This window comes from Noviherbaspirillum malthae, assembly GCF_015352985.1.
GTDB lineage: Bacteria > Pseudomonadota > Gammaproteobacteria > Burkholderiales > Burkholderiaceae_D > Noviherbaspirillum > Noviherbaspirillum malthae.
In genome coordinates, this window is the sequence record NZ_JACYXF010000032.1 from 25,260 (window position 1) to 41,193 (window position 15,934).

The 15,934-nt window shown below is 60.0% G+C and carries 18 protein-coding genes; 16 read left to right on the forward strand and 2 right to left on the reverse strand.

Going from position 1 to position 15,934, the window contains the following annotated elements; translation table 11 throughout:
• The first annotated feature begins 146 nt into the window (after window positions 1-146).
• From bamE to fabG, 16 genes are all read left to right on the forward strand, one after another.
• Window positions 147-713, forward strand: a complete 567-nt coding sequence (bamE, locus tag IGW03_RS24330; RefSeq protein ID WP_194725123.1) for an outer membrane protein assembly factor BamE domain-containing protein — start codon at window positions 147-149, stop codon at window positions 711-713.
• 137 nt (window positions 714-850) lie between these two features.
• A complete protein-coding gene (locus IGW03_RS24335; protein WP_323745024.1) occupies window positions 851-1,747 on the forward strand; it encodes a class I SAM-dependent methyltransferase in 897 nt (298 codons plus the stop codon).
• 234 nt (window positions 1,748-1,981) lie between these two features.
• A complete protein-coding gene (locus IGW03_RS24340; RefSeq protein WP_194725124.1) occupies window positions 1,982-2,266 on the forward strand; it encodes a phosphopantetheine-binding protein in 285 nt (94 codons plus the stop codon).
• Window positions 2,263-2,922 (forward strand): COG4648 family protein, encoded by a 660-nt coding sequence (locus tag IGW03_RS24345; protein ID WP_228536033.1) that lies wholly within the window; start codon window positions 2,263-2,265, stop codon window positions 2,920-2,922. The genes IGW03_RS24340 and IGW03_RS24345 overlap by 4 nt, the downstream gene beginning before the upstream one ends.
• A gap of 24 nt (window positions 2,923-2,946) precedes the next feature.
• The gene (locus tag IGW03_RS24350) at window positions 2,947-4,314 is read left to right on the forward strand and encodes an AMP-binding protein (RefSeq protein WP_194725125.1); all 1,368 of its coding nucleotides are present in this window, start codon (window positions 2,947-2,949) and stop codon (window positions 4,312-4,314) included.
• Window positions 4,311-4,622 (forward strand): 3-hydroxyacyl-ACP dehydratase FabZ family protein, encoded by a 312-nt coding sequence (locus tag IGW03_RS24355; protein WP_194725126.1) that lies wholly within the window; start codon window positions 4,311-4,313, stop codon window positions 4,620-4,622. Before IGW03_RS24350 ends, IGW03_RS24355 begins: the two co-directional genes overlap by 4 nt.
• Before the next feature lie 4 nt (window positions 4,623-4,626).
• Window positions 4,627-5,592, forward strand: a complete 966-nt coding sequence (locus IGW03_RS24360) for a lysophospholipid acyltransferase family protein (protein ID WP_194725127.1) — start codon at window positions 4,627-4,629, stop codon at window positions 5,590-5,592.
• Window positions 5,589-6,203, forward strand: a complete 615-nt coding sequence (locus tag IGW03_RS24365) for a LolA-related protein (protein WP_194725128.1) — start codon at window positions 5,589-5,591, stop codon at window positions 6,201-6,203. Before IGW03_RS24360 ends, IGW03_RS24365 begins: the two co-directional genes overlap by 4 nt.
• Window positions 6,200-8,578 carry an MMPL family transporter gene (locus tag IGW03_RS24370; RefSeq protein WP_194725129.1) on the forward strand — a complete coding sequence of 793 codons (2,379 nt, stop codon included), beginning with the start codon at window positions 6,200-6,202 and terminating at the stop codon, window positions 8,576-8,578. Before IGW03_RS24365 ends, IGW03_RS24370 begins: the two co-directional genes overlap by 4 nt.
• Before the next feature lie 3 nt (window positions 8,579-8,581).
• Window positions 8,582-9,277 (forward strand): alpha/beta hydrolase, encoded by a 696-nt coding sequence (locus IGW03_RS24375; RefSeq protein ID WP_194725130.1) that lies wholly within the window; start codon window positions 8,582-8,584, stop codon window positions 9,275-9,277.
• Window positions 9,274-10,089, forward strand: coding sequence for a polysaccharide deacetylase family protein (locus IGW03_RS24380; protein WP_194725131.1), 816 nt, complete (start codon window positions 9,274-9,276; stop codon window positions 10,087-10,089). The genes IGW03_RS24375 and IGW03_RS24380 overlap by 4 nt, the downstream gene beginning before the upstream one ends.
• On the forward strand, window positions 10,086-10,820 hold the full coding sequence (locus IGW03_RS24385) for a class I SAM-dependent methyltransferase (RefSeq protein ID WP_194725132.1): 735 nt from the start codon (window positions 10,086-10,088) through the stop codon (window positions 10,818-10,820). The genes IGW03_RS24380 and IGW03_RS24385 overlap by 4 nt, the downstream gene beginning before the upstream one ends.
• 44 nt (window positions 10,821-10,864) lie before the next feature.
• Window positions 10,865-12,058: a beta-ketoacyl-[acyl-carrier-protein] synthase family protein gene (locus IGW03_RS24390; RefSeq protein ID WP_194725133.1), complete on the forward strand. Its 1,194-nt coding sequence runs from the start codon at window positions 10,865-10,867 to the stop codon at window positions 12,056-12,058.
• Between the two features lies 1 nt (window position 12,059).
• A complete protein-coding gene (locus tag IGW03_RS24395; RefSeq protein WP_194725134.1) occupies window positions 12,060-12,860 on the forward strand; it encodes a beta-ketoacyl synthase chain length factor in 801 nt (266 codons plus the stop codon).
• On the forward strand, window positions 12,842-13,297 hold the full coding sequence (locus tag IGW03_RS24400; RefSeq protein WP_194725159.1) for an ApeP family dehydratase: 456 nt from the start codon (window positions 12,842-12,844) through the stop codon (window positions 13,295-13,297). The genes IGW03_RS24395 and IGW03_RS24400 overlap by 19 nt, the downstream gene beginning before the upstream one ends.
• Window positions 13,298-13,346: 49 nt before the next feature.
• Window positions 13,347-14,066 (forward strand): 3-oxoacyl-ACP reductase FabG, encoded by a 720-nt coding sequence (fabG, locus tag IGW03_RS24405; RefSeq protein ID WP_194725135.1) that lies wholly within the window; start codon window positions 13,347-13,349, stop codon window positions 14,064-14,066.
• An 11-nt stretch (window positions 14,067-14,077) separates the two neighbouring features.
• Here the strand turns inward: fabG and IGW03_RS24410 are convergent, their stop codons facing one another.
• Both IGW03_RS24410 and IGW03_RS24415 read right to left on the reverse strand, forming a co-directional pair.
• A complete protein-coding gene (locus IGW03_RS24410; RefSeq protein ID WP_194725136.1) occupies window positions 14,078-14,893 on the reverse strand; it encodes a glycosyltransferase family 2 protein in 816 nt (271 codons plus the stop codon).
• Entirely contained in the window at window positions 14,893-15,723 is an 831-nt protein-coding gene (locus tag IGW03_RS24415) for a lysophospholipid acyltransferase family protein (protein WP_228536035.1), read from the reverse strand. The genes IGW03_RS24410 and IGW03_RS24415 overlap by 1 nt, the downstream gene beginning before the upstream one ends.
• Window positions 15,724-15,934 lie beyond the last annotated feature (211 nt).

Here is a 15,934-nt window from a genome sequence, read left to right on the forward strand (position 1 = left end):
AGCCTGCATGTCAGCGTTTGTCGGCGACGTGGGGCCCTTGATGCTCATGCAACGCCGAATGCCGGCGGTTTACCGAAGGTGCCTCCATCAATATAATTGCGATTTTGTCAGTAACCAAAAGTAAAAAATCTACTTGGGGGGTCTTCATGTCTATTCGCCGCACGTTCGGCTGTGCAATCCTTGCGCTCGCTCCTGTATTGGTCAATGCGCAATCGCTGCCTGAAGGTTACTTGTGCTGCAACATGCGCACCGACGGCAGCTGGATCAGCGACATCAATTATGCGGAGAACGGCAAGCGCATCATCCCCGCGGGTACGCCGGTAAAGGCGACAGGGTATGGACGCTATCGTGTACATGTCGACATCAACGGCGCCAGGCAGGCGATCGGCAATGACTACAGCCGGGATATGAACATGGAGAGCTTCGCTCAGCGCTACATCGTAAGCGAGGATCCGAAAGCCAAACTGGCCAGCTACCCCGCCAAGATGCGGTCAGCCATCACGAACGCGCGCCTGATCCCGGGAATGACCCGCGAGCAGGTGCTCATGGCAGTCGGTTACCCGGTCACCAGCGAGAACCCGCAGCTGGACGCCAAGGTATGGCGCTACTGGCTCTCAAGCTTTTCCGAATTCCAGGTCGTTTTCAATCCGAACGGAACGGTCAAGGAAGTGACGGCCGATCCGCAGACCAGGAACCTGATAATGCAGGACTGATGTCGCCGCATCAAAAAGAGCTTTACGCGCTACCCTCGCGCAGGCCGTTTCCGCCTGCACGAGGGTAGCGATCAATCGCGAAGTTGATCGGGCGGACATGGTTTTCCTGCAAGAGGAATATTGATGAGAGTCCTTGCTTGGGTTACTGTGGCAACATTCGCGTAGTTCTGCGGAAAGCGTGGATTGTGTTCTCAAAGGAGGCCGCCGGCGGCAAATTCGAAGGGCACAATCCACATGTTCAGGTGCTGCACCTTTCAGAAAACATCATGCCGAGACCCGATTCCACACAATATCCGTCAGTACGAGCACCGCATTCGCCTCTCACCGACTATTACCGCAACGAAGAAGAGCGACGCAGCTGGGTCGGGAATATCTTCAACCGCACGGCGGTCGACTACGATCGTATCGAGTCCATCCTCGGCCTTGGCTCGGGATCGTGGTATCGCAGGCAGGCATTGAGCCGTGCGGGGCTGGTTCCGGGAATGAAAGTGGTCGATGTCGGCGTCGGTACCGGGCTGGTGGCACGACAGGCTGCGCTCCTGGTCGGCAATCCCGCTGACGTGACCGGCGTCGACCCGAGTTCCGGCATGCTGCAAAACGCACAGGTGCCGGACGGCGTGCAACTGGTGACCGGCAGTGCCGAGCATATTCCTTTCCCCGATCAGAGCTTCGATTTCCTGAGCATGGGCTATGCGCTGCGGCACATCAGCGACTTGTCAGTCGCCTTCGCGGAATTTCATCGCGTGCTGAAACCGGGCGGGCGTCTTTGCATTCTCGAGATTACCTGTCCGGAAAGGACCTTGCCCAAGCTCCTGCTGAAGGCTTATCTCAAAGGCGTTGTTCCGGGCCTGGCGAAGCTGGCATCCAAAAGCACGGACACCTCTCTGCTCTGGCGTTATTACTGGGATACGATCGAGGCGTGCGCCAAGCCGGCTAACGTCATTGCCACCTTGGAAAATGCCGGCTTCGGGCAGGTGGACCGCTACGTCGAACTGGGCATCTTCTCGGAGTATCGGGCGACAAAAACACAATAAATGCAAATTGGAGCGAGCTGCATTGGCGACGGCCGGCACGATCTTTCGGGCTTGGCAAGAAGCGGCGTATTCGGAATGGAACTGCATTCCGAATCCAACATGGCATAGCCAAATTCCTTGAGTACAGGCATTCGTCGCTGTTACCATTAGGTATTCCGAACATATTGGCCGGTTTTGCAAAAAAAACAATGCGGAATCGACCAAATTCCGCGTATTTGCAAGCAAAGAAATATCATGACTACTGAAAGTGCCTCCACCATCGCCCCATCACTCCAGCGTGAAGTTGCCGAACTGATTGTGCAAGCACTTGGTTTGGAAGTCGCGCCGGAACAGATCAATCCTGATGATCCCCTGTACGGTGACGGTCTCGGGCTCGATTCCATCGACGTGCTCGAAATCGCTCTTGTCGTGTCCAAGCGTTACGGCTTGCAGCTGCGTGCGGATAATGACGAAAATCACCGCATCTTCAGTTCATTGCGTAGCTTGACCGACTATATCAGCGCGCACAAGGCATCTTGAGGTCGGCCTTGGGGCGGGTAGGGCGCTGGACGCTTATCATTGCGTTTCCGCTGGCTTATGCGCTGCTCGCCCATCACACCAATACCGCCCGCCTCGCAGGACTGGGAACCCTGATTGCGCTTGCGCCATTGATACTGATGTTTGTAACAATGGCATGGCAGGCAACGTATCGCAAAACGATGCTGGCATTGTTCGCGCTCGGTTGCCTGGGCCTCGGCCTGGCGTGGGGGAAAATTCAACAGTTCTACAGCATCATTTACTGGCTTGAACATGCAGGTACCGAACTGGTATTGTGCCTGGCGTTTGCCCGTACCCTGCGTGCCGACCGTGAGCCGATGGTGACGTACTTTGCACGCCTGGTGCACGGTTCGCTGACCCCTGCGCTGCAGGACTATACGAGGCAGGTAACGAAGGCATGGGTGTGCTTCTTCTGCGCCATGGCCGGTGTTTCCACTGTACTGTTTCATGCCGCTTCCCTTGAAGTATGGTCTGCATTTGCGAACTTCCTTACCGCGCCGCTGATCGGACTGATGTTCATCGCCGAGTATGTTGTGCGTCGCCGCCTTCACCCGCAGATGAATCACGCAAACATTGCTGACGGCATCAAGGCTTACTGGAATGCCCCCGTGAAGGCATCATCCGGCCGCAGCCAATAGCAGAACAAGCAGAACACATCGATCATGCCGACATTCCCGCTCATTACCCATCCGCACGCAGACAGCGTCATCGCCTGGCGCGATGGACAGTCAATCACCTCGGCGCGTTTTCTGTCCGATGTGGCGCACTTGCGCACCAGGCTGCCGCAGGGCCGTCACATGCTCAATGCCTGTGCCGACCGTTACCGCTTCATGGTGGGCCTTGCTGCAGCACTCTCAAGCAACAAGGTCAGCCTGCTGCCATCGACGCAGACGCCGGAAATGATCCGGCAGATGGTCCGCTTCGCACCCGATGTATTTTGCTTGACCGATGCCCGGGACTGCGAGATCGACCTGCCGCAAATTGGCTTTCCGGATAGCGATGCCGCCGGGCGGGCGTGTTCCGATGGCCTGCCGTATGTCGTGCCGCAGATCGATGCGGCGCAGCTGGTCGCCTATGTCTTCACGTCCGGCTCGACCGGCACTCCGGTCCCGCATGCAAAAACATGGGGGGCGCTCGTTCGCAACGTGCAAGCCGAAGCCCGTCTCTGGGACATGAACGACGAGCGGTCTCATGCGGTGATAGGCACCGTTCCGTCGCAGCATATGTATGGCTTCGAATCGACCGTGCTGATCGTCATGCAAAGCGCCAATGCGATGGTGGCGGGCAATTCGTTCTACCCGGCGGATATCTGCAATGCCGTCGCTCAGGCGCCGCGTCCGCGCACGCTGGTGTCGACGCCCGTGCATCTGCGCTCCGTCCTCGGCGCTGCGCTGGACATCCCTTCAGTCGATCTCGTCGTTTCCGCAACGGCTCCGTTGTCGATTGCGCTCGCCGAAGATGTCGAGGCTGCATTCGGCGCCCCGCTGCTGGAAATTTACGGCAGCACGGAGACCGGGCAAATTGCCGTGCGCAGGTCGACCAGGACCGATCAGTGGAGTCTCTTCCCCGACGTACGGTTTCATCAGGAAGGCGGCGTTACCTGGGCATCGGGCGGTCATGTCGAAAAGGCGATGCCGATGAATGACGTCATCGAAATGGTCTCCGACGACCGTTTCCGGCTGCACGGACGCACCGCCGATCTGGTCAACATTGCAGGCAAGCGGAATTCGCTGGCTTATCTGAATCTGCAACTGACGGCGATTCCGGGGGTGGCTGACGGCGCCTTCTTCATGCCTGACGAAACCGAAGCCGACGGCGTCACGCGGCTGACTGCATTTGTGGTCTCGCCCGGCGTGGAGCCGGCATCCATCATTAGAGCGTTGCGGGAGCGGATCGATCCGGTCTTCCTGCCGCGTCCCTTGCATTTCGTCGATGCATTGCCACGCAACGCGACCGGCAAGCTGCCGCGGGAGGCGCTCAAGGCGCTGCTGCAGGAAAGGGCAAAGCAAGATACCGAGAGCGCTGCATGAACAAGGCGCGCGTCGAACTGCCCGTGCCCGCAAACCATCCGGCATACGAAGGCCACTTCCCGGGCATGCCTGTGCTGCCCGGCGTGGTGCTGCTCGACGAGGCGCTGCATGCAGCCGGCAATACCTTCGGACACGTTCCTGGAGGCTGGCGCATCGGCTCCGTGAAATTTCTCGTTCCAGTCAGGCCGGCTCAGCCGCTCGAAGTCTGCCTTGAGCGAACGGATAGCGGCAGCATTCGTTTCGATATCCTGAGCGGCGATCAAAAAGTCGCCACCGGCACGGTGACTGCAGGCGCAACGGTACAGTAATCATATGGACGCATCCAAGAACGTCACTGCCGAATGGGCAAAACGTCCTGAACGCAGCAACATGTTCATGTTGCGCTTGATGACATGGATATCGCTTCGCCTCGGGCGGCCGGCCGGGCGTGTCGTGCTGCATCTCATTGCCATCTATTTTCTGCTGCTGGCGCCTGCCAGCCGCGCGGGCTCCCGCCAGTACCTGCACCGCGTTCTCGGGCGGCCAGTGCGCTGGACCGACATTTATCGGCACTTCTTCTGGTTTGCCTCCACCATCCATGACCGCGTGTACCTGTTGAACCAGAGATTCGATCTGTTCGACATCACCGTGCATGGCAAGGAAGAGATCGATCGCGTAATCGCCAGGGGCGAAGGCGTGTTTCTCGTCGGTGCCCACATGGGCAGCTTCGAGGTCGCCCGTGCCCTCGGGCGCAGCCGGACGAACATGAAGGTTGCGATGGTCATGTATGAGGAGAACGCGCGCAAGATTTCCGACATGCTCAGCGCAATCAATCCTCAGGCAACGCAGGATGTGATCAGCCTCGGCCACGTCGATTCGATGTTGAAGATCAATGAAGCCTTGCAGGACGGGGCAATGGTAGGCATGCTTGCCGACCGTACGCTTGCCGACGACAGCACGGTGCCGGTCAAGCTGCTCGGCGCCGAAGCGAGACTGCCGACAGGCCCATTCAGGATGGCGGCTATCATGCGCAGGCCTGTCCTGTTCATGGTCGGCTTGTATATGGGCGGCAATCGGTACGAAATCCATTTCGAGAAGCTGGCCGATTTTTCCCAGCTCGCCTCCGGGCAGCGCCAGCAGGAAGTGAGAAGGGCGGTAGCACGGTATGCCGAACTGCTGGAGCGGCATTGCAGGCTGGCGCCTTACAACTGGTTCAACTTCTTCAATTTCTGGCCGGAGCCGGCTTCCGATTCATCGGCTACGCCTGATACGCTTAAAACGCGGGAAGATCAACAATGAATAAAATAGCGCGCGTGTTTTCGGCAAAAGCGATCGGCCGGCTTGCAGCAATGGTCGCCATGGCCTGTGCGGTACTCATTCCCGCAGGGGCAATGGCTGCCGACTGGAACATCGATCAATTGATGCAGCTGCTCGCAGGCGCCAAGCCTGAGCGCGCCAGGTTCGTCGAAAAAAAATATCTGTCCATGCTCGACCGACCGGTGGAATCGTCCGGCGAGCTGCGTTATACCGCGCCTGACCGTCTCGAAAAGCGTACGCTCAAGCCGAAAGCCGAAAGCATGATGGTGGAGGGTAATACGCTTACCATTGAACGCGGCAAGCAGCAGCATGTGATCCAGATGCAGGAATACCCCGAACTGGCAGCCTTCATCGACAGCATTCGCGGTACCCTGGCCGGCAATCGCAGCGCCCTGGAGCGCACCTTCAAGCTCAAGCTTGAAGGCAGCAAGGAGCGCTGGAAGCTGCAGCTGACGCCAGCGGATGCATCGATCGGCCGGAATGTGCACATGATCCGAATCGAAGGCGGTCAGGACGATGTGCGCAGCATCGAAATCATCCAGACCGACGGCGATCGGTCGCAAATGACAATCGAGCGCATTGCGACGCGATGAAGTCATCCGCATCCCGCAACCGGAACATCGCGCTCGGCGGTTGGCTGGTCGGCATCCTGCTGTGCTGCCTGGTCGTGCTCCGCACCAGTTTCACGGCCGACCTTTCGGCGTTCCTTCCCAAGTCGCCGACAAAAGAGCAGCAGGTGCTGCTCGACCAGCTCACCGACGGCATCGTATCCCGCCTGATTCTCGTCGGCCTCGAGGGAGGCGATGCCGCTACTCGTGCTGCATTGTCGAAGCGAATGGCGCAGCGCCTGCGCAACGAACCCGCGTTTGTCACGGTCAACAACGGCGAGCCGGTGCATGCGCAGAAGGACCAGGCTTATCTGTTCGGGAATCGCTATCTTCTCAGTTCGGCGGTCACCCCGGAACGTTTCACGGTAGCGGGCATGCAGGCTGCCATCGGGGACACGATCGATTTGCTGTCTTCCCCGGCGGGGATGATGATAAAGCAGATGGTACCGCGCGATCCTACCGGGGAAATCGTGCAGCTGTTTGAACAGATGAACGGCAGCAGCCGGCCCGTACTCCAGGATGGAGCCTGGGCCTCACGCGACGGCATGCGTGCACTGCTGCTGGCGCAGACTCGTGCGAGCGGTTCCGACACCGACGGTCAGGCAGAAGCAATGCGACTGCTCCGTGCGGCTTTCGACGATGCCGTCAGGCAGGAAGGCTCCCGGGCATCCGAGGTCAAGCTTGCCATGACCGGACCCGGCGTGTTCTCTGTAGTTTCGCGCCAGACCATCGAAAGCGAGGTCACCCGGTTTTCAATACTCAGCACAGTCATCATCGTCACCCTGCTTCTGCTGGTGTACCGGTCACTGACGGCACTGGCGCTGGGCTTGCTGCCGGTCTTGTCGGGAGCATTGGTCGGCGTGGTGGCCGTCAGTCTGGGATTCGGCGTGGTACATGGCATCACCCTTGGTTTCGGTACCACGCTCATCGGTGAAGCGGTCGACTATTCCATCTACCTGTTCGTGCAGTCGCGGCAGCCGGGCACTGCCGGCCAGGAAGATTGGGTCAAGAAATTCTGGCCGACGATCCGTCTCGGCGTGCTGACCTCGATAGCGGGATTTGCGTCGCTGCTGCTATCCGACTTTCCGGGACTTGCACAGCTTGGGCTGTATTCCATTGCCGGACTTGTCACTGCCGCAGGGGTGACGCGCTTCGTCCTGCCATATCTGCTTCCCGCGGGTTTTCGTGTCAGGGACGTCTCTGCGATCGGACGCCGGCTCGGCGTGGTGGTAAGCCATGCTCCTGCGTTGCGGCTGCCAATCATCGCGCTGGTCATCGCTGCCTGCGTCATCGTATTCCAGCATCGCAATACGATGTGGAATTCCGAACTGTCGGCATTGAGTCCGGTATCCAAGGCTGATCAGGAAGTCGACGCCAAGCTGCGCGCCGATATGGGCGCGCCCGATGTGCGCAGCATGGTCGTTGTCACGGCAGCGAACCGGGAGGCCGCCCTGCAGGCATCCGAAGCCGTCTCTTCAAGGCTGGATACGCTGATCGACAAGAAGACCATTGCCGCATACGAGAGTCCAAGCCGCTATCTGCCCAGCGTGGCGACCCAGCGTGCCCGCCAGGAAAGCCTGCCGGGCTCCCAGGCTGCGACACTCTTGCGTGCTGCAATCGATGGATTGCCGGTGAGGCTGGAGGTTCTGCAGCCTTTTCTGGAAGATCTTGCGCAGGCAAAATCGCACGCGCCACTTGAGCGGGCCGACCTCGACGGCACTTCGTTTGCGCTGGCGGTCGATTCTCTGCTTTTCCAGCGCGGCGACCGCTGGCTTGCGATATTGCCGCTGACCGCGCCCTCGGATGTCGGTGCGATCGATGCGGACGCGGTGCGTGCGGCAATTGCCGAGGCGAAGGTGCCGAATGCGCTATACGTCGACCTGAAGCTGGAATCCGATCGCCTCTATGGCGGCTACCTGCACCAGGCAATCATGCTGTCGCTGGGCGGCGTGGCGGCGGTATTGCTGCTGCTGCTGTGGACACTGCGTTCGGTCGTCAAAGTTGCGCAAGTCGTATTGCCCCTGGCGATGGTCGTGCTCGTGGTGGTGGCGCTGCTCGTATTGACTGGACAGAAACTGATTTTGCTGCATCTGGTCGGAATGCTGCTGATCGTCGCGGTCGGTTCCAATTATGTGCTTTTCTTCACCACCAGCGTGAATGCAAAAGAGGAGAGTCTTTCACCGCAGACGCTGACATCCCTGTTTTTTGCCAACATGACCACGGTGGCCGGGTTCGGCATGCTCGGTTTTTCGGACGTGCCGGTGCTGCAAGCCATCGGAAGTACGGTTGGTCCCGGGGCGGTGCTGGCGCTGGTGTTTTCGGCGGCGTTTGCAGCACGAGCGGCGAAGCCGAAAGGGTGAGCCATGCGCGTTATTCATGACCGCTACTCGGACAGATCGGCAGCGCCCGCCCTCCTGGTGCTTCTGCCAGGCGCGATGCAACAACCGGAAGATCTGCTTTCGGCCGGTTTTGCGGCGGCGGTGCGCGCGCGCGGCTTGCCGATTGATCTGGCCCTGGTCGATTTGGGACCGCAATTCATTGGCGAAACGGGTAATGGAACCATAGTCCGCCAGCTGCATGAAATGCTCCAGCAACAAATTGCACTGCACGCCTATCAACACATCTGGATAGCCGGAATTTCCATAGGTGGCGCCATTGCAGCCGCCTATGCCGACACCTATGCTGCCGAAGCCTCAAGCCGTATCCGCGGCCTTTGCCTGCTTGCGCCGTATCCTGGCAGTCGCATGATTATCAAGGCCATTCGGGAGGCAGGCGGGCTTGCTCATTGGTCGCCGGAACAATCCGCCGATATGGACGATAGTGCTTTTCGACTGTGGCGCTGGCTGAAACATTACCGCAACACCGGTCCTCGCCTGTATCTCGGCTATGGTTTGCAGGATCGTTTCACTCCGGGTCTTGCTCTGATGGCGGAAGCCGTCGACGCAAACTGCCTGGCAACCATCCCCGGCGGCCATGATCTGCCTGCATGGCAGCGGCTGTGGGAAACGTTTCTCAACCGGTGGGCACCGGCCCTGGACCCGAATACGGAGCGCGCATGAATCAACACCAACCGCTCCCGTGGCGCATGCCGAACCTTATCCGTCTGAGCATCATGCTGCACGTTGCGGCACTGATCGGTGTTGTGCTTGCTCCTCGCTTTTGGGGCATTGCGCTTGCGGCAATCATCGCCAATCACCTGGTGCTGACGCTCAGCGGTTTGTGGCCGCGAAGCACCTGGCTCGGACCTAACTGGACTGTCTTGCCGGCCGAAGCGGCACGGCGCAACGAAATTGCCTTGACCATTGATGACGGTCCCAATCCGGACGTGACGCCGAAAGTGCTGGATCTGCTGGACCGCCATGGCGTGAAGGCGACCTTCTTTTGCATCGGCGAACATGCGGCGCGATATCCGGCATTGTGCCGTGAAATCGTCCGGCGCGGCCATGCGGTCGAAAACCACAGCCAGCATCATCGTCACTATTTTTCACTAATGGGCGCTCGTGGGCTGAAGCGCGAGATTGAAGCGGGACAAACAACGCTGGCTTCGATTACCGGCAGCCTGCCGCGTTTTTTTCGTGCGCCGGCGGGATTGCGCAATCCCTTCCTCGATCCGGTGCTGGCAAAATGCGGCCTGCGGCTTGCGGCCTGGACGCGCCGCGGATTTGATACCCGCACGGGAGATGCTGGCACCGTTGCCGCGCGCCTGCTGAAGGGCCTGCGGCCGGGATCGATTTTATTGGTGCATGACGGGAATTGTGCACTGACCAGCGCCGGCGTGCCGGTCATTCTCGATGTGTTGCCGATACTTTTCGACGGCGCCGAGAAGGCCGGTCTTCGTTTCGTTACCTTATCTGAAGCCTTCAAAGGATGAGCACTCATTTCGTCAACAGCCTGATCGACAGCGCCTCGGCGCCATACCGTTCCGCCGGCAAATTCGCCTGGCATTTTGCACGCGGCAAGCTCGGCGGCGATCCGGTGTTCGTCGGTCTGCTGGAGCACGGGCTGCTGGCAGGGCAACAGCACGTGCTCGATATCGGCTGCGGCCAAGGCTTGCTCGCCGCATGGCTGGCAAGCGCAAAGCAGGCACATGCCAAGGGGACCTGGCCGTCACATTGGCCTGAAGCGCCGAATCCGGCGTCGATTCACGGCATCGAACTGATGCCGAAGGACGTGGAGCGGGCTCAGCGGGCGCTGGGCAGTGCTGCTCGATTCACGGTGGGAGACATGTGCCGTACCGAATTCGGCAAGGCGGATACGGTCGTGATCCTTGACGTGCTCCATTACGTGAGCATCGAGGCCCAAAACGACGTATTGCGCCGTGTACGCGACGCGCTGGCGCCGCGCGGCAAGCTGATCCTGCGGGTCGGCGATGCAAGCGCAGGACTGCCGTTTCTCTGTAGCGTATGGGTCGACCATATCGTGACGTTTATCCGCGGACATCGCAACAGCCGCATGTATTGCCGCCCCTTGTCACAATGGAAAGAAACGCTTGAATCGCTTGGATTTGCGGTGAAGACCTTGCCGATGAATAAAGGCACACCGTTCGCCAATATACTGCTGGTGGCGGAGCTTGGCGAACCGCCAACGAATTCAAGGAGTTAATTTGCTAGAATCGTGCGCTTAATTTTTGTTGCGAGTATGCCGAATTGAAACCGCTTCATCTTTCGCATTACACGGCGACCAGCTGCATCGGCCTGGGGCTGGCGCAGACACTGGAAGCGTTACGAAGCCGCAGGAGCGGCCTGGCGCATTGCGATTTCGATACGGTCGATCTTGATACCCATATCGGTGTCGTGCCGGGTGTCGACGAAGTAGTCATGCGCGCAGACCTGAGCGAGTACGCCTGCCGGAACAACCGCCTGCTGCAGTTCGCTGCGGCGCAGGACGACTTTGCGGCCGCCGTGGCGGCCGCAGCCGGCAAGTATGGACCAGACCGTATCGGCCTTTTTCTTGGCACCAGCACCTCCGGCATACTGGAGACGGAACTGGCATACCGCCAGCGCGATCCGGCAACCGGCGCGCTGCCTGCATCATTCCAGTATCGCAACTCGCATAGCACCTATTCCGCGGCCGACTTTGCGCGCCGCTTTTTCGGCTTGGCGGGACCCGCAGCCGTCGTCTCCTCTGCGTGCTCCTCGAGTGCCAAGGTGTTCGCGTCGGCGCGCAGGATGATCGACGCCGGCTTGATCGATGCAGCTGTGGTCGGCGGCGTGGATTCGCTGTGCCTGACCACCCTTTACGGCTTCAATTCGCTCGGACTCACCTCGAACCTGCCTTGCAGGCCGTTTGCAGCCGACCGCAACGGCATCTCGATCGGCGAGGGCGCTGCTCTGGCACTGCTGGAGCGTGTTCCGGAAAATCTCGATGCGAACGAAGTGCTTCTTGCCGGCATAGGCGAGTCGAGCGATGCGTACCACATGTCGTCTCCGCACCCGGAAGGCCTGGGGGCGAAACTGGCAATGCAGCAGGCGCTGGACAGCGCAGGGCTGCGGCCGGAACAGATTTCGTATATCAATCTCCACGGCACGGCCACGCAGACCAATGATGCGGCCGAGGGCAGGGCGGTTGCGTCCGTATTCGGTGCGACTACCCCGTGCAGTTCGACCAAAGGCGCCACCGGCCATACCCTCGGTGCCGCCGGCGGCATTGAAGCCATCATCTGTGCGTTGGCGCTCAGGCATGGGTTCATGCCCGGCGGCGTGAATACGCTGCAGCGCGACCCTGAGCTTGCAATCAATTATCTGCTCGAAAACCGCGACGGGCATCTGGATGCCGTACTCAGCAATTCCTTCGGTTTCGGCGGCACCAACTGCAGCCTCGTTTTCACGCGGGCAAATTAACATGAGCAAGCTAACCGGATATATAGAAGGCATCGGCCTGATCGGTCCCGGCCTGACGGACTGGCCGCATGCGATACGCGTGCTGACCGGCGAACTCGGCTACGAGAATCAGGCCACGGTCATCCCGGCACCGACCGCTCTGCCGGCGGCAGAGCGCCGGCGCTGCGGCGCGATCGTCAAACTGTCGCTGGCGGTCGGTTATCAGGCCGCGGCGCATGCCGGCGCCGACGTGGCCGCGCTATCCACCGTCTTTGCGGCTTCCGGCGGGGATGGCGTCAATTGCCATGAAATCTGCCAGATGCTTGCATCGGATGACAGGCAGATCTCGCCGACCCGGTTCCACAACTCCGTCCATAATGCCGCTGCTGGCTATTGGGGCATCGCGACCGGTGCAATGGCGCCATCGTCGGTTCTCTGCGCCTATGACGGCAGTTTCGGCGCAGGTCTCCTGGAGGCATTGGCGTGCGTAGCCGCAGACTCCATCCCAACGCTGCTGATCGCCTGCGATACGCCTTACCCTGAGCCGCTGCGCACCACTCGACCGATTCCGAATGAATTTGGTGTGGCATTGGTACTGGCCCCGCAGCAAACCGAACGGTCTCAGGCAAGAATCGATGTATCGCTCGCCGCAGGAACGGCCACGCCGATGACCGATGCCGCGCTCGAACAACTGCGCAAAGCAATTCCCGCGGCGCGCAGCCTTCCGATGCTGCAGGCAATGGCCGCCCGCGAGAAAGCGCGCCTTGTGCTGGATTATCTGGATAGCAGTCTCCTGGCCGTGGAATTGTCGCCGTGCGCCTAGATCGCGACTGGATAGCTGCCCGTATCCCGCATCAGGGCAGCATGTGCCTTCTCGACGGCGTTGTCAGCTGGAATGGCGACAGCCTGTGCTGTGTCGCGACCAGCCATCTCAGCGGCGATAATCCGCTGCGTGCGCATGGTCGCTTGGGAGCAGCGTGCGGCATCGAATATGCTGCGCAGGCAATGGCCATCCATGGCGCATTGACGGCAAGGCAGGGCGCGCGCTCAGGCGGCGGATACCTTGCCAGCATACGGTCCACCACGCTGCACGTCGATCGGCTCGATGATGTCGACAGCGACCTGGCAATCGAAGTCAGGCGTTTCAGCGGCGATGACAATACGGTACTTTACGAATTCCTTGTGCACGCCAATGGCCGTCCCCTAGTTGAAGGGCGCGCGGCTGTCGTGCTCGACGCAGGTGGACTGGGCCGCCTTTAGCAGTCAACAGGAACCGGCCGGCGAAGAAACCAAACAGGACAAACTGAAGATGAAACATGCGCTCGTTACTGGCGGCAGCGGGGTGCTCGGCGCCGCTATCTGCCGCACCCTCGCGACGGAAGGCTACCATGTCTTCGTCCATGCCAATAGCCGGCCCGAAGGCGCGGAAGCGGTGGCCGAGAGCATCCGCTCGGCCGGCGGCAGTGCCGGCGTGCTGGTGTTCGATGTGACCAATGCGCAGGCGGTGGAGTCCGCGCTTCAACCGCTGGTTGACAGTCAGCCGATCCAGGTTCTCGTCAATAATGCGGGAATTCATGACGATGCGGTTTTTCCCGGCATGCAGGAAAAGCAGTGGCACCAGGTCATCGACGTCTCGCTCAACGGCTTTTTCCATGTGACGCATACGCTGATGATGCCGATGATCCGCAGCCGGTGGGGACGCATCGTCAATATGTCATCCGTTGCCTCGCTGACCGGGAACCGCGGACAGGTCAACTACTCGGCGGCAAAGGGTGCGCTGAACGCGGCCACGAAATCGCTGGCGCTGGAAGTGGCCAGCCGCGGAATCACCGTCAATGCCGTTGCGCCCGGCATCATCGACAGCGAAATGATTCAGGGCAGCTTCGACAAGAGCGCGATCGAACGCATGGTACCGATGAAAAGGGCGGGCACACCCGAGGAAGTGGCTGACCTGGTGGGCTTTCTCGCGTCGCCGCGCGCGGCGTACATCACAGGTCAGGTAATCTCCATCAACGGCGGCCTGATCTGATCGCCTTGGTTCTAGGTATTTGGCGAGAAGGGGCCGTCGCCAGACAGCTTCCCGACGCTTTCCTGGCGCGTCCCTGGACGCAGCCTGCGAAGCGCGAGAAGGGGCAAACGCAGCGCAAAGCCGATAAACAGGCGCGTATGCATCCATGTCAGCAACGTATTGTCGCGAAGATATCGGAAATGCGAAACACCGCCTTCGTCAGGAGTGAAATAGCGTACCGGCGCCGGAACGTTAAGTGGCCTGACACCGCGCCAGCACAGTCGTACCACCGCTTCCGGATCGAAGTCGAAGCGGCGCATCCAGCGCTGGCCCCGCATCACCGACCGCAAGGGTTCAATCGGGTATACGCGGAATCCAAACAGCGAATCTCCTATGCCGGCCCACAGGGTTTCCAGGTTCGCCCACCAGTTTGAAACTTCCCTACCCTTGACGCGCAGTGCAGGAGCACTCGCGTCGAACACCGGCTTGCCAAGCACCATCGCGCCAGGATGGGACTGGGACTGCGCCATGAATACGGGGATCAGGTCGGCCGGATGCTGGCCATCGGAGTCCATGGTCAACGCATGAGTGAATCCCTGCCTGGCCGCCTCGTCGAGGCCGTGCAGCACGGCGGCTCCCTTGCCGACATTGTGCGGCAGTATGACGACTCGCAAACCCTGGTCGTCCTCGGCCATCTGCTGCAAGCCCTCGGCGGTGCCGTCGGTACTGCCGTCGACGACGACCCATACGGGATTCCAGTGGCGCCGTGCAGCCCGCACGGTTTCGTACACTTTCGGGCCGGGATTGTAGCTGGGGATCAGGACAAGATGGGTGGAAGAGGCGTTCATTAATTCTGTCGGGGAGTAGGTAACACGTCAACGGGATGGTTGGCGGGATCGACGGGGCGAACTGCGGGGGGAAGCGCATGCCCTCTGCCTGCAACGATCTCGTCGGCAAAATATTGTTCCAGTTCTTCAACGAAAGCCCCTGTATCGGCCGGCGCCTCGAACCGGCGCCCGAGGCGGATCCGATAGGCGATAGGCAATTGGGGCATCTTGTACACCGGCCAGCCCTTGGTCAGGAATGGCGAGTCGGTTTCGATGAAGACTGTTTGTACAGGTGCCTTGGCGCGGCCGGCAATGACTCCGATACTGCCCTTGAGCGGGTTGAGCGGATAGGTCACGGTTCGGGTGCCCTCGGGGAAGAGAAGGATGCTGTTGCCTTGCTTGAGCTCCGCCACCGCACGTGAGATCATTTTACGCAATGATTCGTTACGAATATAACGGGCTAGGCGCGCACCGGCGCCGAGAAAAATGTTGTTGATGATGGCGGTTTTCATGATGCACGCCACGTTCGGCAGCCGGGAGACCACCAGTACGGCATCCCAGAGCGATGGATGGTTGGGCGCAATGATGATGCCATCCTGCTGCCGCAGCGCGTCCAGCGACTCAAGGTCGAATTTGTAGCGGCCGGAAAGCTGCAGAAATCCGAGAAGACCGCGAAACACTGCCATGATGACAAAGCGGCCCATCCGGCGTCCGGGCTCCCTGGGTATCACCGGATACAGCACGACCGCGAACGCCGTCCAAACCAGGCAGACCAGTCCGAAGCCCGATACGCCCATATAGAATACGATGCGATCGTAAATTGCCATGAAGGCACGCAGAAGGAATTTCATGGTTTTTTCACGTGATTCTCATGGTTTTCATCATCGCCGTCTCGCAGCTCCGTCATCGGGCCGACATGCACAGCAAAGGTCTACCGGCAACTTGGGGCTTGAAGTTCCCTTCAACGAACAGTCCGTCCGGCCGCATCTCATTGCGCTTTCAGTCCGAACAACTGCAAGCGACAAGGGCCAGGCAGCAAAGACGCTTGCCGCCCGTTTGTGC